At 69.8% G+C, this 19202-nt stretch carries 23 protein-coding genes; 11 read left to right on the plus strand and 12 right to left on the minus strand.

Features of this window, described 5'->3' with window-relative positions; genetic code table 11:
• Positions 1–564: a GNAT family N-acetyltransferase gene (locus tag ACWDGI_RS13145; protein ID WP_450758352.1), complete on the minus strand. Its 564-nt coding sequence runs from the start codon at positions 562–564 to the stop codon at positions 1–3.
• Between the two features lie 365 nt (positions 565–929).
• Between ACWDGI_RS13145 and ACWDGI_RS13150 the strand changes: the two genes are divergently transcribed.
• Positions 930–1379, plus strand: coding sequence for an ATP-binding protein (locus tag ACWDGI_RS13150; RefSeq protein ID WP_450758354.1), 450 nt, complete (start codon positions 930–932; stop codon positions 1377–1379).
• Between the two features lie 251 nt (positions 1380–1630).
• Here ACWDGI_RS13150 and ACWDGI_RS13155 read toward each other — a convergent pair whose 3' ends face one another.
• Entirely contained in the window at positions 1631–2272 is a 642-nt protein-coding gene (locus ACWDGI_RS13155) for a hypothetical protein (RefSeq protein ID WP_450758356.1), read from the minus strand.
• 522 nt (positions 2273–2794) lie between these two features.
• On the opposite strand from ACWDGI_RS13155, the gene map reads away from it, so the two are divergent.
• The gene (gene map / locus ACWDGI_RS13160; protein WP_450758358.1) at positions 2795–3562 is read left to right on the plus strand and encodes a type I methionyl aminopeptidase; all 768 of its coding nucleotides are present in this window, start codon (positions 2795–2797) and stop codon (positions 3560–3562) included.
• Here map and ACWDGI_RS13165 read toward each other — a convergent pair.
• Both ACWDGI_RS13165 and ACWDGI_RS13170 read right to left on the minus strand, forming a co-directional pair.
• Positions 3549–3827: an aldo/keto reductase gene (locus ACWDGI_RS13165; protein WP_450758360.1), complete on the minus strand. Its 279-nt coding sequence runs from the start codon at positions 3825–3827 to the stop codon at positions 3549–3551. The two genes, map and ACWDGI_RS13165, sit on opposite strands and share 14 nt — an antisense overlap.
• A gap of 51 nt (positions 3828–3878) precedes the next feature.
• Entirely contained in the window at positions 3879–4466 is a 588-nt protein-coding gene (locus ACWDGI_RS13170; protein ID WP_450758362.1) for a flavodoxin family protein, read from the minus strand.
• 240 nt (positions 4467–4706) lie between these two features.
• Here ACWDGI_RS13170 and ACWDGI_RS13175 point away from each other — a divergent pair, with 240 nt between their 5' ends.
• Positions 4707–5435 carry a TetR/AcrR family transcriptional regulator gene (locus tag ACWDGI_RS13175; RefSeq protein WP_450758364.1) on the plus strand — a complete coding sequence of 243 codons (729 nt, stop codon included), beginning with the start codon at positions 4707–4709 and terminating at the stop codon, positions 5433–5435.
• Positions 5436–5645: 210 nt separating this feature from the next.
• Positions 5646–6467: an alpha/beta fold hydrolase gene (locus ACWDGI_RS13180; protein ID WP_450758366.1), complete on the plus strand. Its 822-nt coding sequence runs from the start codon at positions 5646–5648 to the stop codon at positions 6465–6467.
• A 230-nt stretch (positions 6468–6697) separates the two neighbouring features.
• Here the strand turns inward: ACWDGI_RS13180 and ACWDGI_RS13185 are convergent, their stop codons facing one another.
• On the minus strand, positions 6698–6841 hold the full coding sequence (locus tag ACWDGI_RS13185) for a hypothetical protein (protein ID WP_450758368.1): 144 nt from the start codon (positions 6839–6841) through the stop codon (positions 6698–6700).
• Between the two features lie 406 nt (positions 6842–7247).
• Between ACWDGI_RS13185 and ACWDGI_RS13190 the strand changes: the two genes are divergently transcribed.
• Positions 7248–8093 (plus strand): RNA polymerase sigma factor SigF, encoded by an 846-nt coding sequence (locus tag ACWDGI_RS13190; RefSeq protein WP_450758370.1) that lies wholly within the window; start codon positions 7248–7250, stop codon positions 8091–8093.
• Positions 8094–8179: 86 nt separating this feature from the next.
• Here ACWDGI_RS13190 and ACWDGI_RS13195 read toward each other — a convergent pair whose 3' ends face one another.
• On the minus strand, positions 8180–8629 hold the full coding sequence (locus ACWDGI_RS13195) for an ATP-binding protein (RefSeq protein WP_450758372.1): 450 nt from the start codon (positions 8627–8629) through the stop codon (positions 8180–8182).
• Between the two features lie 565 nt (positions 8630–9194).
• Here ACWDGI_RS13195 and ACWDGI_RS13200 point away from each other — a divergent pair.
• From ACWDGI_RS13200 to ACWDGI_RS13210, 3 genes are read left to right on the plus strand one after another with little or no spacing between them, the layout of a single operon-like run.
• A complete protein-coding gene (locus ACWDGI_RS13200) occupies positions 9195–9998 on the plus strand; it encodes an alpha/beta fold hydrolase (protein WP_450758373.1) in 804 nt (267 codons plus the stop codon).
• Entirely contained in the window at positions 9995–11263 is a 1269-nt protein-coding gene (locus tag ACWDGI_RS13205) for a PP2C family protein-serine/threonine phosphatase (RefSeq protein ID WP_450758375.1), read from the plus strand. Before ACWDGI_RS13200 ends, ACWDGI_RS13205 begins: the two co-directional genes overlap by 4 nt.
• Before the next feature lie 33 nt (positions 11264–11296).
• A complete protein-coding gene (locus ACWDGI_RS13210; RefSeq protein ID WP_450758507.1) occupies positions 11297–11635 on the plus strand; it encodes an STAS domain-containing protein in 339 nt (112 codons plus the stop codon).
• Between the two features lie 75 nt (positions 11636–11710).
• On the opposite strand, the gene ACWDGI_RS13215 is transcribed toward ACWDGI_RS13210, so the two are convergent.
• Positions 11711–11884, minus strand: a complete 174-nt coding sequence (locus tag ACWDGI_RS13215; protein WP_450758377.1) for a CsbD family protein — start codon at positions 11882–11884, stop codon at positions 11711–11713.
• Between the two features lie 139 nt (positions 11885–12023).
• On the opposite strand from ACWDGI_RS13215, the gene ACWDGI_RS13220 reads away from it, so the two are divergent.
• Both ACWDGI_RS13220 and ACWDGI_RS13225 read left to right on the plus strand, forming a co-directional pair.
• A complete protein-coding gene (locus ACWDGI_RS13220; protein WP_345046227.1) occupies positions 12024–12194 on the plus strand; it encodes a hydrophobic protein in 171 nt (56 codons plus the stop codon).
• Between the two features lie 200 nt (positions 12195–12394).
• Positions 12395–12772 (plus strand): STAS domain-containing protein, encoded by a 378-nt coding sequence (locus ACWDGI_RS13225; protein ID WP_450758379.1) that lies wholly within the window; start codon positions 12395–12397, stop codon positions 12770–12772.
• Between the two features lie 486 nt (positions 12773–13258).
• On the opposite strand, the gene ACWDGI_RS13230 is transcribed toward ACWDGI_RS13225, so the two are convergent.
• A complete protein-coding gene (locus ACWDGI_RS13230; protein WP_450758381.1) occupies positions 13259–13522 on the minus strand; it encodes a hypothetical protein in 264 nt (87 codons plus the stop codon).
• 590 nt (positions 13523–14112) lie between these two features.
• Here ACWDGI_RS13230 and ACWDGI_RS13235 point away from each other — a divergent pair.
• Entirely contained in the window at positions 14113–14538 is a 426-nt protein-coding gene (locus ACWDGI_RS13235; protein ID WP_450758383.1) for a DUF6003 family protein, read from the plus strand.
• Between the two features lie 13 nt (positions 14539–14551).
• Here the strand turns inward: ACWDGI_RS13235 and ACWDGI_RS13240 are convergent, their stop codons facing one another.
• The 4 genes from ACWDGI_RS13240 to ACWDGI_RS13255 all read right to left on the minus strand — a co-directional run bounded on the left by ACWDGI_RS13240 (position 14552) and on the right by ACWDGI_RS13255 (position 19085).
• Entirely contained in the window at positions 14552–15334 is a 783-nt protein-coding gene (locus ACWDGI_RS13240; protein ID WP_450758385.1) for a phosphatase PAP2 family protein, read from the minus strand.
• Positions 15334–16287 carry a YihY/virulence factor BrkB family protein gene (locus ACWDGI_RS13245; RefSeq protein WP_450758387.1) on the minus strand — a complete coding sequence of 318 codons (954 nt, stop codon included), beginning with the start codon at positions 16285–16287 and terminating at the stop codon, positions 15334–15336. The genes ACWDGI_RS13240 and ACWDGI_RS13245 overlap by 1 nt, the downstream gene beginning before the upstream one ends.
• A 1-nt stretch (position 16288) precedes the next feature.
• A complete protein-coding gene (locus ACWDGI_RS13250; RefSeq protein ID WP_450758388.1) occupies positions 16289–18019 on the minus strand; it encodes a diacylglycerol kinase family protein in 1731 nt (576 codons plus the stop codon).
• 163 nt (positions 18020–18182) lie between these two features.
• Entirely contained in the window at positions 18183–19085 is a 903-nt protein-coding gene (locus ACWDGI_RS13255) for a helix-turn-helix transcriptional regulator (protein WP_450758390.1), read from the minus strand.
• Positions 19086–19202: the final 117 nt, after the last annotated feature.

A 19202-nucleotide genomic window follows, 5' to 3' on the forward strand; every position in this document is an offset into this window, starting at 1 on the left:
CTACTGCTGCTCCCACTGTTCCCTGGTGATCTCGTACCGCACGCCCCCCTGCTCGGAACCCTCGACCATCTCCATGTCGGGGGGAGTGGGGATGGTGTCCGCGAGCGTCATCGCGAGCTTCTCCATGACGTTGCGCGAACCCTGGTTCACGGTCATCGTCTCACCCCAGACCATGCGCACACCGAGGCCGGTGAACGCCTTGCCCAGCAAGGCCCGCGAGCCTTCGGTGGCAAAACCCCTGCCCCAAGCCGCCCGCCGCAGCCGGTAGCCGAGTTCGGCCTCGTCCAGCGGGCCCTGCGGCTCGGGACGCAGGCAGAACCAGCCGATGAACGCGCCGCCGTCCTTCTCGTGCGCGGCGAACAGCCCAAGATCGCCGCCCCACTTCTCGTAGCCGGCGATGATGCTGGGCAGGTGGCGCTCGCGGACGATCTCCGGGGCGGTCGGCCGGCCCCCGGTCAGATAGCGCATCACCGCGGCGTCGCTGTCCAACTCGATCAGCAGGTCCGCGTCGTCGGGAGTGAAACGGCGCAGGGTCAGGCGCTCGGTCTCGAGGTAGGTGTCCACAGTGTTGATCGTGCCCAGGGCAGGGCGGGCAGTCCAACGGGTTTTCCCGCTGCCGGGCAGCGGAAGGCCGACGGTCACGACCGTGCGGGGGGGCTAGGCACGTGTCTGAGGTGCCGAATTACAGGGCTGAATCGACGTTTGAGGGGTATCCGAAGCAGGTCAGGGCGCGGTGTCTTGAGAAGGGCGTGCCATGCCAGGCTCGACGGAACGCATCGAGCGGCTCGCCCGGAGCCCTCAGGGGCGCCGGGTGGCCGGACCGGCACGTCGAGCCGTTGCCGACCCGCGTCGCCGGGCCCAAGTCCGGCCTGCTGGCCACGCTTTGACACCGTCGCTGACGGCACTCGCCTCAACCGGGAAGGATCGCCGTGGAAGGTTCGTCGCTCCGGGCAGTGGGCTGGGCGCGCACGCTGCCCCTGAACAGCGAAGTGAAGGCAGCCCGTGACTGGGCGCGTGCGCATTTGGAGGCGCGGGGCTGGACCACAGCTGCCCCGCAGACGGTGGACGCGATCCTGCTCACCGTCTCCGAGCTGGTGACCAATGCGCACCGGCACGCCCACAGCAGCGCCCAGTTGGTGATGACGTGTGACGACCACTGTCTGCATGTCTCCGTGCACGACAGCTCGCGTGACCTGCCGGTGCCTCGCGAGGCCGGCACGGAGAGCCTCGGCGGGCGCGGCATGCTCCTGGTGGACGCCATGGCCGACGAATGGGAGTCGCACCCCTGTCCCCACGGGAAGTCGGTCAGCGCATGTTTCCACGTGCCCGACGCCACGACGGACGAGGCGGACGCGCCGGCGCCGCCACGACACCAGTAGCTTTGCCGCGGCTCGGGGTACCCGGCGGCGGACGTTGTTCGCCCGTCCGGGAGAGGTCATGACGGAGAAGACCGAAGACCTGCAGGTCCAGCGGTTCTGCAAGGTGTGCGGGACACCGGCCGGAGACGGGAGACTGTGCGAGCACTGCACGACCGTCCTGGACGTCCCGCAGGACACAGGGCTGGTTGAGGATCAAGGCGCGGCCGTACGAGGGGACTTCGAGGGACGCGGCGAGCGGCCCCGGAACACCGTCAGTGCAGAATGCTCACCGCGCGAGCGATGACGAGGAGCGAAGTCAGGAGGGCCGCGACGCTCTCCACGCTCATCAGGAACTTGGCGCGTGTGGAGAGGGGCATGGTGTCGGTGGGGCTGAAGGCGGTGGAGTTGGTCACCGATACGTAGAGGTAGTCCATCAGGGTGGGTACCCAGTCGGACGTCTTGCTGGCGCCGTCGGAGACCTCCTGGACGGCGTCGTCGTTCTCGTCCTGAGAGAATCGGAAGTCCGCCAACGGCAGTTCCTCGCGGGGCACCTGGGTCCGGCTGACCGGGCCGCCGCGGTCCAGTTCCCAGTAGGCCAGACCGAAGACGATGATGTTGGTGAGCCAGATCTGCAGCGAGGCCACCAACAGCGCCCGGCCGTTCTTCACTTCGGCCGACACCAGCTCGTGGACCAGGGTTCCCAGCGCGAGGAGGTTGCTCGCCGCGATCACGGCCACGAGCGTCAGCGACAGGACACGGAACGCCCGTGTCTGTCGAGTCAGCCGGCGCGGGTTGATCGCCACGAGGGGTACGAGCAGCACACACTCCAGGGCGGGCAGTACGTAGCGGGGGGTGATCAGGAGCTGCTGGGGCAGGAGAAGGTACAGCGCGATGGCGACGAGTGTCGCTGCCACGGCTGGTAGCCGAGCCTCTCCTCGGCGCTCGTGCCGAGGATGCCTGAAACGGGCTTCTTCACGCGGTCGCGGCATGTCTCCTCCACCACGTCGTCCTGCACACAGGGCATGAAAATCGATGGGTGGCCGACGCGTCGAAAAGATCGCCGCTCCGTCCCGTCGTGCGCCGTCGATGGTCACACATGTGTGCCGCTCGACGGACGGCGCCGTGCTTGTGGAGCACGCCCCGGAATCCGAGGACGGGGAGTGATCATGGACGGCGCTCCTTTTTCTCGGGCATCTCCTTCCCCGGATGTCCCCGCAGGCACATGACATGCGTGGGACGGCGGTGCATGTCCGCGGCTCGGGTCGATGGCGCTGACAATGATCCAGGACCGCACGGCCTTCCGCCGGATGAACCGGGCGTGGGGGACCGGGCCGCCTCGGTGACCGGCGGGGGTGAGCGGCAACCCGACCATGACCCCATTTTAATACCGGTACAATTATACCGGCTAGTTATTGGACGTATATGAGAGGCCCCCCATGATTGAGATCCTGAACTCCGCGCGGCTCGAGCGGGCGAGGGACACCGGCGCCCTGGTCGGAAACATCCTGCACACGCTGAAGCAGCGCAGCACGGTCGGGACGAACCTGCTGGACATCGACCAGTGGGCCAAGGAGATGATCACCGGGGCGGGAGCGCAGTCCTGCTACGTCGACTACGCGCCTTCCTTCGGGCGCGGCCCGTTCGGGCACTACATCTGCACGGCCGTCAACGACGGAGTGCTGCACGGGCGGCCTCACAACTACACGCTGGCAGACGGGGATCTGCTGACTCTCGACCTCGCCGTGGCCAGGGGCGGGGTGGCCGCGGACGCCGCGATCAGCTTTCTGGTGGGCACGGCCAGGCCGGCGGAGAGCGTCGCGATGATCGAGACGACCGAACGCGCACTCGCCGCCGGCATCGCCGCCGCCAAGCCAGGGGCGCGCATCGGCGACCTCTCCCACGCCATCGGGACGGTCCTCAGCGAGGCGGGCTACCCGATCAACACCGAGTTCGGAGGCCACGGCATCGGCTCGACCATGCACCAGGACCCACACGTCGCGAACACCGGGCGGCCCGGCCGCGGATACAAGCTGCGCCCCGGACTGCTGCTCGCCCTGGAGCCCTGGGTCATGGCCGACACTGCCACACTCGTCACCGACGCCGACGGTTGGACGCTGCGCAGCGCGACAGGCTGCCGGACCGCGCACAGCGAGCACACCATCGCCATCACCGACAGCGGAGCCGAAATTCTCACCCGACCGTGAGGGGGGTAGCGCCGAGGCGAGCCCCAAAGCCGCCAGTTGTCGGTCCATCGGTGGGACCGAGGGCGCCTTCCGTGCGCGTCCCAGCCCATACCCAGCCGTACATCTCGGCGGTGTCGGAGAAGGTGACGCCCAGGTCGTGGGCGCGGCGGAGGGCCGCGACGCCGGCCTCCTCGTCGGTGGGTCCGCAGGCCATCGTCAGGCCCATCGCGCCGTAGCCGATCGCCGAGACCTCAAGGCCCTGGCTTCCGAGCGTCCGGTACTGCATGGTGCACTCCTCTGAAAGAGGCTGAAGGGTGATTCTTGGCGGACCGTTGTGTCAGTGCGTCGCGGCGGTCAGTCCGGCGCGGTGGATGCGGGTGTGCTCGGCGACGCGTCGGCCGAGGTGGCGGGCGGTGTTCAGGTCTGCGTCGTGGACGGCGGGTGTGTCGTTGAAGCTCTGTGCGCCGGCGCCGAGGTAGAAGCCGAGGCGGTTGTCGTCCTGGGGGCTGGAGGTGGTGGTGTTCCAGCCCGGCAGGAGGTTCAGGCTCACCCAGAGCATCCCGTGCTGGGCCGCCAGGAGCGAGAGGTACTGCAGGGTGTGCAGCTTGTCGCCGCTCATGGAGCCGGAGTTGGTGAATCCCGCCGCGAGCTTGTCGCTCCAGGCGCGGGTCATCCACCGCTTGCTGCTGGCCTCGGCGAAGGCATGGAACGCCCCCGACGCGGTGCCCATGTAGGTGGGGGTACCGAAGATGATGGCGTCCGCGGCGTCCATCAGTTCCCAGTCGGCGTCGCTGAGGGAGGCGACGTCCACGCGGTGGACCTGCGCCCCGGCGATGGAGTGCGCGCCGTCCTCGACGGCCGCGGCGATCTGCGCGGTGTGGCCGTAGCCGGAATGCGACGCGATGACGATCGAGATATCGGACATGGATGTTCCTCTCCTGCCGCGATGGCGGCGTGTTCGATGGTGGTGCCGGCGGACGACGAGCCACCCGCCGAGGCGGGCAGCCGCACTGCTCCACGCGTGGGGGACCGACGGCCGGCCGAGGTACGGCGCATGCCCAGGTGGAGCGGCCCGGCACCGACCACCATCAGCATGGATCACCGATCCGCTTTCAACCGTAGCACTGGAAAGGCGGCGATACGCAAGATGGGATATCGTTGTTCCATGAACGAGGGACGACGTGCCGCGCGGCGCCAGGTGCTCCAGGTGGCCGCCAAGCTTTTGGAGGAGGGTGGCAGCGAGGCGGTCTCCACGCGCGCTGTCGCCGCAGCCGCGGGCATCACGGCCCCCGCGCTGTACCGGATGTTCGACGACAAGGACGGGCTCCTGGCCGAACTGGCCGCCTACGGGTTCGAGATGTATCTGGCCGAGAAGCGGGAGGCGCTGGCGCTGACCCCCGACGACCCGGTGGCCGATCTCTACCGCGGCTGGGACCTGCACGTCGACTTCGGAGTGCAGCACCCCGCGTTCTACATGCTCATGTACGGCACTGTGCAGCCCGGGCGGCGGCCCCCGGCCGCGGACGAGGCGCACGCTCTGCTGGTGAGACTGCTGGGCCGGGCGGCCGACGCCGGACGCCTTCGGGTTCCCGTGGAGCAGGCGACCCGCGTCATCCACGCGGCGACAACGGGCGCCACGCTGGCGCTGATCGGCGAAGAGTCCTCGGAGCGGGACCTGGCCACTTCGGCACGGCTGCGGGACACCGTCATCGCCTCCATCACCACCGACCCGCCCGCCTCATCCGGGTCGGACCTGGCCTCGCGCGCACTCGCCCTCGATGCCGCACTTCAGACCGCGCTCACCACCGAGCCCCCGGCCGCGGGCGCCGGGGTACCTCTGCGAGACACGGAGACGGCTCTGCTGCGCGAATGGCTCCAACAGCTGGCCGGCTGAACCGGCCGCGCGCGCCGCAGCGGATGCGCGCGGTCGGTTACGCCACCCGCGCGGTGGGCGTCCAGTCGCAGGGGCAGGCAGGGGCAGGCAGGGGCCTTGGGCGTGTTGGTGCCCCCTGGGACCACAGATGCGGACGCTTCCTGCTCATGAGGCATCGAGGCTCGCTCTCCGTGGAAGGCGCCGTTCATGAGGCGAGAGAGGAGGCCAGTGATGGACTGGACGCTTGGTGAGGTATTTGAGACGCCTGAAGGGGTGGTGCGATGGGGGACCTTGGGTCGCGGAGACCCGATCGTACTGGTGCACGGCACGCCGTATTCTTCCTTTCTTTGGCGGGACATCGCTCCGGCCCTCGCCCGCACCCGCAAGGTCTTCTTTTTCGACCATCTCGGCTTCGGCCAGTCGGACCAACGCGAGGGCCAGGACCTCAGCCTGGCGGCTCACGCGAGGAACTTTGCCCGGCTCCTCGACCACTGGGAGCTGTCCGACCCCAGCGTGGTCGCCCACGACATCGGCGGGGCGGTGGCGCTTCGGACATTGCTGCTGGAGAAGAGGAGCTACCAGGATCTGACCCTCTTCGACGCGGTGAGCGGTGGCGAGTGGGAGCGAGGGCTCTTCCAGCTCTTCCTGGAGCACGAGGAGGTCTTCCAAAAGCTTCCGGGTTACGCGCACGAAGCGCTGGTCGCCAGCCACCTGCGGCACGCCACGCACGTCGGCTTCCGGCCGGGAGTTCTCGATGCGTTCCTCGCGCCGTGGCGAGGGGACTCAGGGCAAGCGGCGTTCTACCGTCAGTACAGCCAGATCAGGCAGGCGGACACGGTCACGTACGAGCACTTGCTGGGCGCTATGTCGCTTCCGGTACGGCTCATCTGGGGCCGCGAGGACCGCATTCTTCCTCCGCGGTACGCCGAGTGGTTGCACGCACGCGTTCCGCACGCGGAGCTGCACTGGATCGAGGGCGCCGGCCACCTTCTCCAGGAAGACGCGCCGAGCCAGCTGTTGGCGTGCCTGACAGCCGGTTTCCCCTCGGCCTGAGCCGCGGCGCGCGAGGCGGTCCTCGGCTGAGCGCTCCGGCCTGAAGGTGTCGGAGCGCAGTGGGACGCCGAGCAGGAGGCGGGTCATGGCGTCGGTGACGCACCGGATCTCGGCGGCGTCCGCAGGGGAGTGGGCCGTCGTGGAGCCGGCGGCTTCGGCCACGGTGCTGATCACTGATGCCATGCGCGCCGTGACGGCCGTGGCATCGTGGCCGGAGTCGGCCGGGCCGGTCATGGCGTGGCCTGGCCGGGGGTGTGCCGGGAGTTCTCGTGCCGGCGGATCGTCTTCTCCAGGGTCTGGATGCGCAGGGCTTGCCGGCGGGCGATCGGCCCCGCGTTCAGGCCGTCCCCGAGTTCGTCCCGCAGCTGGTCCACCTCTCGTTGGGCGAGAGCTATACACCTTGTCACCGCTGACGTAACCAGGCCGGCGGGGTGCGGGGCTGCTCGCCCTGCGCGGGCGAATACTGCAACGCTCGAACACCGACACTCCACCAGTGGCACGCTTCTCGTTGGGTACGCCCACCACGCTCGTCGCGGCCTTCACCGCCTCGCTCATCTCCACCGTCCCACTGCGGCGCACCGTCCAAGACGTCCCCACCCAGACCTGCCGGGCCCTCTACGTCGCCACCGCGACAGGCAAGCAACCGAACGGCAACACACCCGTCGCTCCGCCATTCGTGCGGGTGCAGGCATGGGTCCAAGGTGATGGGGTAGTCGCGCGGCGGCGTCGGCCGTAAGGGCTGACGGTGACGGCTGGCTTCGCTAGTGGGAGGGACATGTCATGGCGCTGACGACTGCGACAGTTGCGGGCACGCAGGGGCTTGTGCTGCCGGAGGTTGCCGATCCGTCACGGGTGGCGCCGAAGGATGCCCGCGAGCTGTCCAAGGCCTTCTTCGACCAGCTGGCGGTGCTGGAGGAGGGCACGCCCGCCCACAGCTACGCACGGAACACGCTGATCGAGATGAACATGTCTCTGGTGCGCTTCGCGGCCGGCCGGTTCCGCAGCCGGGGGCCGGAGGAGATGGAGGACATCGTCCAGGTCGGCATGATCGGCCTGATCAAGGCGATCGACCGCTTCGACCTGTCGCGGGAGGCGGAGTTCACCTCCTTCGCCATCCCTTACATCGTGGGGGAGATCAAGCGGTTCTTCCGCGACACCACGTGGGCGGTGCACGTGCCGCGCCGCCTGCAGGAGGCCCGCGTGCAGCTCGCGCGGGCAACGGAGGAGCTGCGCAGTCGTCTGGGCCGTACTCCGACGGTCAAGGAGCTGTCGGAGCTGATGAGTCTGCCCGAGGACGAGGTCCGTGAGGCCCGGCTGGCCGCCAACGGCTACAACTCCTCCTCCCTGGACGCCACGCTCAGCGGCAATGAAGAGGGCGAATCCGCGCTGCAGGACTTCATCGGCGCCGAGGACGCCGCCTTGGAGTTGGTGGAGGACTTCCACGCGTTGGCTCCGCTGATCGCCGAACTCGACGAGCGTGAACGGCAGATCATCCACATGCGGTTCGTGGAGGAACTCACGCAGGCCCAGATCGGTGAACGCCTGGGGGTCTCCCAGATGCACGTCTCCCGACTGCTCTCGCGCTGCCTGGCCCGGCTGCGGGACGGCATGCTTACCGGTCACTGAGCTGCGCGCCGAGAGCGGTATGCCGTCGGTCCGGGGTCGGCGACTCGCAGGGGTGCGTCGGGATGCGCTGTTGTTGCAGACGCCGTCTAGTCGGCGGGCTTGGGAAGGCGGAGGTGAGCGACGATCTGCTTGCCGGTGTCCAGGGCGGTGATGTGCAGATCGTCGCAGAGCCGGTGGACCAGGTGCAGGCCGTGTCCGCCGATGCGCCGGGCGTCGTGTGCTCGCAGCTCGGGAAGGTGGGGAGAACTGTCCCTCACGCTGATACGGAGCAGGGCGGCGTCCGGGGTCACCTCGCATGCCAGTGCGCCGGGGCCGTGTGCGTGTCGCACCGCGTTGGTGACCAGCTCGCTGACGATGAGCTGAGCGTCCTGGCTTGACCGGTGATGGGGGTCGTGGCCTGCTCGGGCCAGTAGCGTGCGTACGGCAGCTCGGGCCTCAGCGATCGATATGCCCGTTGTGTCCCAGGAGGCGTTGTACCGCAGCGGCGCCGCAGGTCCCTGTTCGTCCGGTGTCCGGTTCTTCAGCGGGGTGACCATAGAACTCTTTCTGTGGGGTCCTTGCCGTCTTATCGCAGACTGTTGTTATCTCGGATTCGCCTACCCGCTGTCGAGTTGGTCATGGCGCCCACCGCTCTCAGCTGATCGGTGCGGGTCCGATGCTGGTGACCGTGACCACTTCGAGAATCCCGCTGACGGTGAGAGGGCGCGTGATGGCCGGCCGCAAGGAACAGCGTGATGGCCGGCCGCAAGGAACAGAGAGGAACGCCGTCCCGGCCGGAGACCGGCCATCTCCTTGAGCAGAGGGAGCGGACCGGATGACGTCGTCCCGCCCGGCGGCCGAGGCCGGCGGCGACGGGCTCAGCATCTGCCAACCGACCATCGGCCACGCACGGTGTGCTTCCCGCCCCGTCGGCACGGAAACGGTGCCCACGGAGATCGGTCGTCGCATGAGCTGCGTCACCGTTCATGCTGAGTGAGCGTTCCGAAATGCGGTGGTCCGGGAGAAGTTGGTCGGCGGTGTTTGTAGAGGCGGCGTGTAGGCCGGGGGAGTGAGCCCCCTGTCGTGACCTGCCGATAAGTGAGGGGCTGCAAGACTGACCGAATGGATATCGGCCGCAGGAACAACGTCAGTGTCGTCGGCAACCCGCAGGGGCGGACGGTGGTGCTGGCGCACGGCTTCGGCTGCGATCAGAACATGTGGCGGCTGACGGTGCCTGCTCTGGCGGAGGACTACAGGGTGGTGCTGTTCGACTACGTGGGTTCCGGACGCGCGGATCCGTCCGCCTTCTCGGAGGATCGTTACACCTCGCTGCACGGGTACGCCCGGGACGTGGTGGAGGTGTGTGAAGCGTTCGAGCTGGGCGATGCGGTGTTCGTGGGGCACTCGGTCAGCGCGATGATCGGGGTTCTGGCCGCGGAGATGGCGCCGGAGCGGATCGGGGCCATGGTGATGGTCGCCCCGTCGCCGCGGTACATCGATGACGACGGCTACCGGGGCGGGTTCAGCGCCGAGGACATCGACGAGCTGCTGGCCTCGCTCGAGTCGAATTATCTGGGCTGGTCGGCGGCGATGGCCCCGGTGATCATGGGAAATGGGGAACGGCCCGAGCTGGGGGAGGAGCTGACGAACAGCTTCTGCGCCACCGACCCGGACATGGCGCGCGTCTTCGCCCGCACCACCTTCCTGTCGGACTCCAGGGACTGTCTGAAGGGCGTGCGGGTGCCGACGCTGGTTCTGGACTGCACCCAGGACGTCATCGCCCCCCGGGAGGTCGGCGCTTTCGTCCACCAGGCGATTCCCGGCTCGACCCTGGTGACTCTCGATGCGACCGGGCACTGCCCGCATCTGTCCGCACCCGAGGCCACCAACGAAGCCATCCGCACCTTCCTGGCGGGCTTGCGATGATGTGCAGCACCGGGCATCCGCCCGATCCGCACGACGCCGATGACGGCGTAACGGAGGCGGCGGCCTTCGCCGCACTGCTGGAGGACAGCGCCGAGGACCTGTACGAGTCCGCGCCCTGCGGGTACCTGTCCACGCTGATGGACGGCACCATCGCGAAAATCAACACCACCCTGCTGGACTGGCTCGGCCTGCCGCGTGAGGCAGTGGTGGGCCGGACACGGTTCACCGATCTGCTGACCGTGGGCGGCAAGCTGTACCACGAGACGCACTTCGCCCCGCTGCTGCGCATGCAGAGCGAGATCAGCGGTATCGCCCTGGAGATCAAACAAGCCGACGGCGGACGCATGCCGGTGCTGGTCTCCTCCGTGGTCAAGCACGGCAGCAGCGGCGAGCCACTGCTCATCCGCACCACGGTGTTCGACGCCCGGGACCGCCGCGCCTACGAGGAGGAACTCCTGCGCGGCCGGAAGGCGGCCGAGGAAGCACGCAAGCAGGCAGAGGCCGACCGCGCCCGGCTGCAGGACGCCCTGGCCGCGCTCCAGCAGTCCCTGCTGCCCGACACTCTCCCGCCGGTCACCGGCATGGAGACGGCCGCCTACTACCACACCGCCCATCCCGACCGGCTCGGCGGCGACTTCTACGACGTCTTCCCCCTCGACGGCAAACGCTTCGCCTTCTTCCTCGGCGACGTCTGCGGCAAAGGCCCCCAGGCAGCAGCGCTCACCTCATTGACCCGCTACACCCTGCGCGCCGCCGCCCTGCACGACCCCGATCCCGTCGCCGCCCTGACGACCCTCAACACCGCACTCCACGAGCGCTACGCGGGCAGCGGCGACCCGCGCTACTGCACTGCCGTATTCGGCACCCTCGAACCCGACCCTGCAACGGGGAACGTCACGGTCCTGCTCGCCTCGGGCGGGCACCCACCGGTCCTCGTCGTCCGCAAGGACGGCACCGCCGACTTCCTGCCCACCCCGGGCGGACTCCTGGTCGGCATCCTGCCCTCCGCGCGCTTCGCCACCGCCACCACCGTGCTCGCCCCCGGTGACACGCTGCTGCTCTACACCGACGGCATCACCGAAGCCCGTACCGGCAAGGACCGCACCACCCTGTTCGGGGACGAGGCCCTGCTCGCCTTCGCCGCCGAGCACGCCGGCCGCCCGCCGCACGCCCTGATCAAGGCCCTGACCGGCCTGCTGCACGGCTTCGGAGACGGCCTCGACGACGACACCGCCCTCCTCGCCCTCGCTGCCACCGCCCCTTGATCCCCGGACGACTGATTCCCAGACGAAACCATGATGAGCCCGCTGAAGATCACTACCCGAGACGCCACCACCGGTCCCGTACTGGAGATTTCCGGCGACCTCGACCACACCACCGCACCCGAACTACGCGACCTGCTCACCAGCCTCACCCTCCAGCCGGGCCAGCGCCTCGTCCTGGACCTGGCCGGCATGGACTTCTGCGACTCCAGCGGCCTCACCGCCCTGATCGCAGCCCGCAACCACGCCCACGCCGCCCAGGCGGAGATCGCCCTCGCGGCAGTCCCCGCCCCTACCCTGCGTGTCCTGCGCATCGTCGGTCTGGACCAGATCTTCCCACTGCACCCCGACAGCTACGCCGCCACCCAGCCCTGAGTCCGGCCCTGCTCGGTAACAAGGCGAGGGCCTCCCCGGATGTGTTCCGGGAAGGCCCTCGACGAGTGCGGGACGTCAGTGCTTGAAGGCGTCCTTGGCCTTCTCCTTCGCCTCACGGGCATCGCCGACGCTCTTCTGCGTCTGGCCCTCGGCGACCATGCGGTCATTCCCGAGAGCGTTGCCCAGCGCCTCCTTGGCCTTGCCTTCGGCCTGCTCGATCTTCGCCTTGGCCTTCTCGCCGGCAGTCATGGAATGCGCCTCCTCGTAGCTCTGGTGCCGCAATCGCGGTAGACCCGCTGGTGCCCCGGCTTTCCCTTCACAAACAAGGCGGCTCCTGGGAATGGAGGCGCATGTGCAGGGCAGACGGTGGCGCAGGAGGTTGATAACTATGGTTCCTTTGCTTCTCGTTCTTCTTCTCGCGGTGATCCTTTTCGGCGCGGGTTTCGCCGTCAAGATTCTGTGGTGGGTGGCCCTGGCCGTGCTGGTGCTGTGGCTGCTGGGGTTTGTGATGCGTTCCACCTCCGCCGGCGGCGGCCGCGGCCGCTGGTATCGATGGTGACCTGAGTAGGTGCGGGTTGGGAGGGCGACGGGCTGCGGCGCGGGGTGTTCGCGTTGCGCGCGTCGGCGAGGCCGCGCGCACCGGACCGGGCAGACACGCAGCCCGGCGCTCCCCCGCTCACTTGTCCGGCCAGGTGTGCGCGGTGTTCGCCCTGCGTCGGTCTCTCGCGTGGGTGCGATCTTCACGGCATACTCACCGCCATGACTTCCGTGAGTGGCGGCGAGGAGAGGCCGTCGGATCCGACCACGACGCAGGCGGGCGCGCTGCCGCACGTCATGCAACGCGAACAGGGCGACGCGTGGGTGGTGACCGTCGTCGGCGCCTTGGACCTGAACTCGGCCCCGGTACTGTCGGCGGCGCTGGTGGCCGGAGCCCGGACCCACTCCAAGGTGGTGGTGGATGCCGCCGGCCTCACCTTCGCGGATTCCACGGTGCTGAACCTGCTGCTGCACGTTCATCGGATGGCCGTGCTGCGGGTGGCCAGGCCCGCGCCGGCGCTTGCGAGAGTGCTGGAGCTGACGGGAGCGGACGCCGTCTTGGACGTCCGGCCGACGGTGGAGGATGCGCTTGCCGGGTGACGGGCATGCCGGGCCGTGGGGCGGATCGTAGGCGGATCGTAGGCTGAGGGGGCTCGGGACCTCTCATGGAGGTCTGTGATGCCGCGGAGCATTTGGGCGGGTGCGATCCCGGGCTGGTCACGGTGCCGGTTCACGTGGTCAGTGCGACCGAGGATCATTCGGTGCGTCTTCACTCGGGCAGGTGGCCGTGGGGCCGTACGCGCTGCTGCGGCGGGCTTTGGAGCGGTCCTCGCGGGTCGCGGTGACCAAGTTGGCCTGGAGCGGCCGGGAACGCCTGGGAGTGCTGCGGATGAGTACCGACCGCCTGGAGGACCCCGACTTCGTGGACCTCGGAGAAAACGACGTCGACGAAGGCGGCAGCTGGGAAGGCGATGGCCAAGAAGGCCGCTCCCCGCGAACCGCGCCGCGGCGCGTAGTTCGGCGCGGCGAGTACAGCATGAGTCCGCGCGAGGCGCGAGCAGCGCGGCTTGCGGGGCGGCCAGCAGGTCAGCTGGCCTGCTTCACCGCGTGCAAGGAGCCGGTGAGGGTGCCCTCCTGCTGTTCGTAGTGGGAGAGCGCCAGGCCGAGGCCCATGAAGGTGGGCGCCCACTCACCAACGAAGATCCCCCATCGGTCGGCTCGCTCGATGCCTGCTTGTTCAGCTTTGAGGCTGGTGAGCCAGGACGCGGCGCTGAGGCCGATGGATGTGATGCCGGCGAGGTAGGCGTGTTCGCTGCGGATGCCCATGTCGTGCAGCTTTTTGATCACCATGAGGGCTCTCCGATCTATGGCGATGTTGGTGTACTAACTCGACTTCCAGCTATGCGCACTCTATGGATGCATTTGAGGACGAATCGGCCGCACGAGGCGCCGCACGAATCCCTGCCGCTTACCGGGCCGACCTGCTGTGAGGGCTGCCCGGCGCGTGTCCCGGCGCGGGCCTTCCTGTAGTAGTCAGGGCAACTACGCGGGAAGCGATCACGACCCGCTCGTAGACCGGGTTCGCCACCGAAGGGCCCCTTCCGTGGGGAGGCCGAACCCTGTCTGTCATCAAACCCTGATCGGATTCGAGCCGCCGCGACGACCCTGATTGCATGGGTTCATCGGACGCTTCGGCTGTCTGTCGTCAGGCGTACGTCTTCCGACCTGCGGGCGAGTTCAGTCGGTGAGTCAGCAGAGCTCCCGGCTTGCGCGCGGGATTCAGGCTGTGGAGTGGGCGCCGGGTCCGGTGTGCTCCTTACTCCCGGACTACCGGCACGCGTTCACCCTCGCCACGGACTGAGTCGGTGGGGTTCCAGGGTGCGGCGGCACTACCATCTGTGTCCGCGTTCATATCGACACCGACAAGGCGGAACCGCCCGATGGCTGACGAGGCTTACCTCTTTCTGCTCCCCGACCGTCACCCGAGCCTCGGCGCCGCCATGGCGGCCGTCGCGCCGCTGGAGTGCGACCAGACTCCGGCCGTGCGGGGCTGGATCTCCGCCCACGATGTGGCCCCCTCCTCCGAGCAGTTGAGGATCCTTCCCGCCGGATCGGAGATCCTCATCCCCGAGGAGGCCGAGCGGCTGCCGATCCCGCTGACCGCGGAGGAGGAGGTCCGGGTCCAGCAGGAGTGCGCACCCCAGACGGTCACCGACATGGAGCGCGAACTGCTGGACTACCGGGACACCACCCAGGGCTGGGAGACCCTGGTGCACCGAGCGCTGACCGCGGGCATCCCGGCCCCGCGCATCGCCCGGCTGACCGGACTCGACCCCCAGGAGATCGGCCGCATGACCGGCGTGTGACGACGGGCCGCCCTCAGCGGGAGGCGGAGTCCGGTTCGGGGCTCGGGCCGGTGAGTTCCGGCTCCAGCCCCTCACCGACCGGCGCGGGCCGCCGGCCCGCGTCGGCCCGCCACGCCTCGAAGGCACGGGCGGTCAGCACGACGACGGCGAGCCCGAGCAGCCATCCACCGAGCACGTCGCTGAACCAGTGCACGCCGAGCGCGACCCGGGTGAAGCCGACCCCGAGCACCGACAGGACCGCCACGACCCAGCACGCGGCACGAGCCCGGCGTGGCACCACGGGCAGCAGGACCAGCAGGAACACCGCGAACGAGGTGGTGGCGGTCATCGCGTGCCCGGACGGGAAGGAATAGCCCGGCGCGTGCGCCACGGGGTCCTCCAGCGCCGGCCGCGCCCGCTCGACCAGTGTCTTGACCCCGAGCCCGATCAGACCGCCGGCCACCGCGGTCACCGCCGCCCACGCGGCCAGCCGCCGGGCACCGCGCCACAGCAGCCAGCCGGTCAGCAGCGCCACGCCCACGCGCAGGGTGAGGGGATCCCAGACGTCGTCGGAGAGTACCTGCAGCGTGCGCGTCCAGGCCGGGTGGTCCAGCGCGATCCCGTGCAGACCGTTCGCCGCGTCGCGGTCGAGGTCGCGCAGCGGCCGCCACCGGCCCTCCACGAGGACCAGCACCAGGGCGAACGGCACCGCGGCCGCCGCGGCGACGGCGACCGCCGCCAGCAACCGGACACCGAACCGGCGGTCGGCGCCGCTTCGGCGGCCGGGAGAACGCGGCGTCTCGGTTTGCGTCGGCATCAGACCCCCGGGTCGGGTTGGATCGGTTCGGGCCTGCGCCCCCGCACCGCCTCCAGTTGCGCGGCGAAGGAGAGCCCGAGGAACAGGGCGATCGAGGTCAGGTAGGCCCACAGCAGCAGGGACATGAAGGCACTGAGGGGGCCGTAGACCGTGTCGAAGGAGCCGCTCAGATCGAGGTAGAGGGTGAGCAGCCAGGTCAGGGTCATCCAGAGCATCAGGTAAAGTGCCGCGCCGAACGCCAGCCAGGTGTAGCCCGGTTGGCTGCGGCGCGGTGAGCGCCGGAAGATGGCGCTGGCGGAGATCAGGGCGAGCAGCAGCCCGAACGGCCAGCGCACCACGTTCCACGTCGTCTGCGTGGTCGAGCCCAACCCGTAGACCGAGCCGGCGGCCGAGGCCAGGTCGTCGCCGGCGACCATGATCACGAAGCCCAGGCCGAGCGGGAACCCCGCGCACAGCGCCATGACCAGCCCGCGCGCGTACTTGAGGTGGAAGGGCCGGTCGCGTTCGTTGCCGTAGATGCGGTTGGCGCCGCGCTCGATCTGGCACATCGCCGTGGTGACGTTGACGATCGAGAAGATCGCGCCGAACCAGAGGGCGAGCTGGCCGTCGTCGCCCGCCTTGCGCCTGCTGCGGTCGAGCGCGTCATCGACGACCTCCGCACTGGGCCCCTCGGCGATCCGGTGGATCGTCATCTCGGCCATCCTGCCGATGTCCTCGGTGTGCAGGCTGGTGGACAGGCCGACGAAGGCCAGCGCCAGCGGGATCACCGCCAGCACCGTCTGGAGGGCGAGCGCGCGGGAGTGGCTGAACCCGTCGGCGTAGCGGAAGCGGAGGAACGCGTCGCGCAGCAGCGGCCAGCCGCCGTAGCGGCGCAGCGTCACCCACGCCTCGTCGGCGGAGAGCTCGTCCCCGCTCATGTCCCGGGTCTCCGGGACCTTGGTGGCGCTGCCCATGTCAGCCCTCCAGGTCCGGGACCAGCACGGTCAGCGCGCCCGGAACGACCTCGACGGACAGTCGGCGGCCGGAGCCGACCGGATCCCCGTCGATCTCGCGGGGCTGCGGGGACTCGAAGGTGAACTCGGCCCGTCGGAAGGTACGGAACTCCGGCTGTCCGCCGCCCTTCCGGCCGTCCCGCCTGCGGTGCGGCAGCAACGCGCCCACGGTGCGCAGCCAGCCGCCGGGGCCGCGCGGGTCGAGCATCAGCAGGTCCAGCAACCCGTCGTCCGGGCGGGCGTCGGGTATCAGGCGCAGGCCGCCCTGGAGGGCTCCGGTGTTGCCGACGAGCACCATGCGGGCCGTAGCGCGCAGGGGCTCGGCTCCGTCCAGCCGGACGCTCAGCCGCATCCGGGGGCCGCGCATCGCCTTCGGGGCGGCCAGGACGTACGCGGGCCAGCCCAGCACGGCCTTGGCCCGGTCGTGCTCCTGCGCGTACTGCATCATCGCGGCGTCCAGACCGACGCCGGACATGACCGCGAAATGGGTGGCGGGGATGCCGTCGCCCTCGACGCGGGCGAGGTCGATCGCGCGGGTCGTGCCGCCGAGGGCGGCGTCGAGCGCCTCGGCCGGAGCCAGCGGGAGGCCGAGGTTGCGGGCGAGGAGATTGCCGGTGCCGCACGGCACGACGGCGAGCGGGACGCCGCTGCCGGCCAGGCGGTCGGCGGCCGCGCGCACGGTGCCGTCGCCGCCGCAGACCACGACCAGCTCCGCCCCGTCGCCGAGGGCCTGGGCGGTCTGGCCACCGCCGGGGTCGGCGACCGTCGTCTCCAGGAACACCGGTTCCCGGTGACCGTGCCGGGTGAGGACCTCGCGCAGCTCGTCGCGCGTGCCCTCGTCGATCGCGGTGGGGTTGACGACCACGGCGACCCGGCCCGGTCGGCGTCCCGCGCGTCCCGCGCGGGCGGTTTCGGCGGCGACGGGACCGGCGACGGGCGCCGACACGCGGGCGTCGCGGAGCAGGGCCTGCCCCACCACCAGCAGGGACAGCCCGCCGTTGATCAGGCCGCCCAACACGTCGGTCGGGTGGTGCATGCCCCGGTACAGGCGAGACACCCCCACCATGAGCGGCAGCAGGAGCAGCGCCGCGGCCACCACGCGCCGCCACGGCCCCCGTAGGCGGTTCAGCGCGAGGACGGCGAGACCGCCATAGAGGGCGGTGGCCGCACCGGTGTGGCCGGAGGTGTAGCTGGAGGTCGGCAGGGAGCCGTCGAGCCGGTGCACCTCGGGCCGCTGCCGCTCCACCGAGATGGTCACGACCAGGAAGACCAGCGACTGCAGCGAGACCGCGAGTGCGAGGAACGACGCCTGGCGCCACAGGGGCAGACGGGGTGCCAGGATCAGCGCCAGGCACGCCGCCAGCGTCACGACGATGACGGTGAGCGTGTTGCCCATCTGGGACCCGATCGAGGAGAGCGTGTTCAGGGTGGACGTACGCAGCCGCTCCAGGCCCCGGTTGACGCCGTCCTCCGCCGTGATCGGCCAGATGTGCCGGGCGGGGCCGGTGATCAGCAGGCCGAGCCCGATCATCAGGGCGGCCTGGCAGGCGGCCGCCGCACCGATGAACGCGGCGGCCCGCGCCAGTCCGCGAGGCATCCGGCGGCCCCGCCCGGCGGCGGTCGCCCCGGCGGTCGCGGGGCGGGGGCTGTCCTCGGGCAGGCCCGCTGATCTCTCCGGTACGGCGGTCGGCATCGCTTCTCCCTGGGGCAGCGGTCGGCAGGTGGGGCCGCACCACACGAGGCCGCCCCACCGCACTGATGCCCCCGGAGGCGCGGAGCAGGCGGCGGCCCGCGCAGGAACGCCCCTTCGCCGTTCGCGGAGGGCAGCGCCGCGAGGCTCTGGGTGGGGAGCACTGTCAGAAACGGGAAGGCTCGTCGCCGGTGGTCGCGGACTTCGGCCGGTAGTCGTCCTGGCCAAGGGAGGCGGCCCAGCTGGCGAGGAGCTTGAGGCTGTCGTGGGGCGGGGTGCCTGGTTCCGCGCTGAGGGCGGTGAGGGTGAGGCCGGGGTCGGTGGGGATGGGCATGGCCTCGAAGGCGAGGGCGAGTTCACCGACCGCGGGATGGCGGAAGAGTTTGGTGCCCGTCTGGTGCAGGCGTACGTCGTGCGTGGCCCACAGGGTGCGGAACTCCTCGCTGCGGGTGGAGAGTTCGCCGATCAGGTCGGTCAGCTCCCGGTTGTAGGGATCGCGTCCTGCCTCGGTGCGCAGGAGGGCCACTGACTTGGCGATCTGGTCGTCCAGTTCGGGCATGAAGTCGGCCGCGGTGGGATTCAGAAACTGGTACCGGGCGAGGTTTACCGGCCGGGCGGGGTCGGCGAAGACCGGGTCGTACAGGGCGCGGCCGAGCCGGTTGGTGGCCAGGATGTCCAGGCGGCCGTTACGGATGAACGCCGGGGCCTCGGTCATCGCGTCGAGCAGGTGCTGCAGGCTGGGGCGGATCCGCTGCGCGGCCCGTCGCCGCGTGGGCCGACGGGTGGTGTTCGCGGTGCGCGCGAGGTCGTCCAGGTGGGCGCGCTCGGCCTCGTCGAGTTGGAGGGCGCGGGCGAGGGAGTCGAGGACGGTTTCGGAGACGCCGGAGAGGTTCCCGCGTTCCAGGCGGGCGTAGTACTCGGCGCTGACGCCGGCGAGCAGCGCGACTTCCTCCCTGCGCAGCCCCGTCACCCGCCGGTTGCCGCTGTAGGCGGGCAGCCCCGCCTGCTGGGGCGTGATCTTGGCACGGCGGCTGGTCAGGAACTCGCGTACCTCGCTCCGGTTGTCCATGCCTTCGAGGCTACGACGGCTCCCGCGACCGTGGGGTGTACTGCCAGTACACGTATCAACGAGTCCTTCCACGCACGCGTGACCTGCACTTTCATCGACCAGGACGGGGTTGCCGCG

Source organism: Streptomyces sp. NPDC001220, from assembly GCF_053597895.1.

Excerpts from the sequence above, each read along its gene's own strand:
- map (WP_450758358.1), top strand. The coding sequence starts at position 2,795 with ATGATTGAGATCCTGAACTCCGCGCGGCTCGAGCGGGCGAGGGACACC.
- ACWDGI_RS13165 (WP_450758360.1), bottom strand. The coding sequence starts at position 3,827 with ATGCAGTACCGGACGCTCGGAAGCCAGGGCCTTGAGGTCTCGGCGATC.
- ACWDGI_RS13170 (WP_450758362.1), bottom strand. The coding sequence starts at position 4,466 with ATGTCCGATATCTCGATCGTCATCGCGTCGCATTCCGGCTACGGCCAC.
- ACWDGI_RS13175 (WP_450758364.1), top strand. The coding sequence starts at position 4,707 with ATGAACGAGGGACGACGTGCCGCGCGGCGCCAGGTGCTCCAGGTGGCC.
- ACWDGI_RS13180 (WP_450758366.1), top strand. The coding sequence starts at position 5,646 with ATGGACTGGACGCTTGGTGAGGTATTTGAGACGCCTGAAGGGGTGGTG.
- ACWDGI_RS13190 (WP_450758370.1), top strand. The coding sequence starts at position 7,248 with ATGGCGCTGACGACTGCGACAGTTGCGGGCACGCAGGGGCTTGTGCTG.
- ACWDGI_RS13195 (WP_450758372.1), bottom strand. The coding sequence starts at position 8,629 with ATGGTCACCCCGCTGAAGAACCGGACACCGGACGAACAGGGACCTGCG.
- ACWDGI_RS13200 (WP_450758373.1), top strand. The coding sequence starts at position 9,195 with ATGGATATCGGCCGCAGGAACAACGTCAGTGTCGTCGGCAACCCGCAG.
- ACWDGI_RS13205 (WP_450758375.1), top strand. The coding sequence starts at position 9,995 with ATGATGTGCAGCACCGGGCATCCGCCCGATCCGCACGACGCCGATGAC.
- ACWDGI_RS13210 (WP_450758507.1), top strand. The coding sequence starts at position 11,297 with ATGAGCCCGCTGAAGATCACTACCCGAGACGCCACCACCGGTCCCGTA.
- ACWDGI_RS13215 (WP_450758377.1), bottom strand. The coding sequence starts at position 11,884 with ATGACTGCCGGCGAGAAGGCCAAGGCGAAGATCGAGCAGGCCGAAGGC.
- ACWDGI_RS13220 (WP_345046227.1), top strand. The coding sequence starts at position 12,024 with ATGGTTCCTTTGCTTCTCGTTCTTCTTCTCGCGGTGATCCTTTTCGGC.
- ACWDGI_RS13225 (WP_450758379.1), top strand. The coding sequence starts at position 12,395 with ATGACTTCCGTGAGTGGCGGCGAGGAGAGGCCGTCGGATCCGACCACG.
- ACWDGI_RS13230 (WP_450758381.1), bottom strand. The coding sequence starts at position 13,522 with ATGGTGATCAAAAAGCTGCACGACATGGGCATCCGCAGCGAACACGCC.
- ACWDGI_RS13235 (WP_450758383.1), top strand. The coding sequence starts at position 14,113 with ATGGCTGACGAGGCTTACCTCTTTCTGCTCCCCGACCGTCACCCGAGC.
- ACWDGI_RS13240 (WP_450758385.1), bottom strand. The coding sequence starts at position 15,334 with ATGCCGACGCAAACCGAGACGCCGCGTTCTCCCGGCCGCCGAAGCGGC.
- ACWDGI_RS13245 (WP_450758387.1), bottom strand. The coding sequence starts at position 16,287 with ATGGGCAGCGCCACCAAGGTCCCGGAGACCCGGGACATGAGCGGGGAC.
- ACWDGI_RS13250 (WP_450758388.1), bottom strand. The coding sequence starts at position 18,019 with ATGCCGACCGCCGTACCGGAGAGATCAGCGGGCCTGCCCGAGGACAGC.
- ACWDGI_RS13255 (WP_450758390.1), bottom strand. The coding sequence starts at position 19,085 with ATGGACAACCGGAGCGAGGTACGCGAGTTCCTGACCAGCCGCCGTGCC.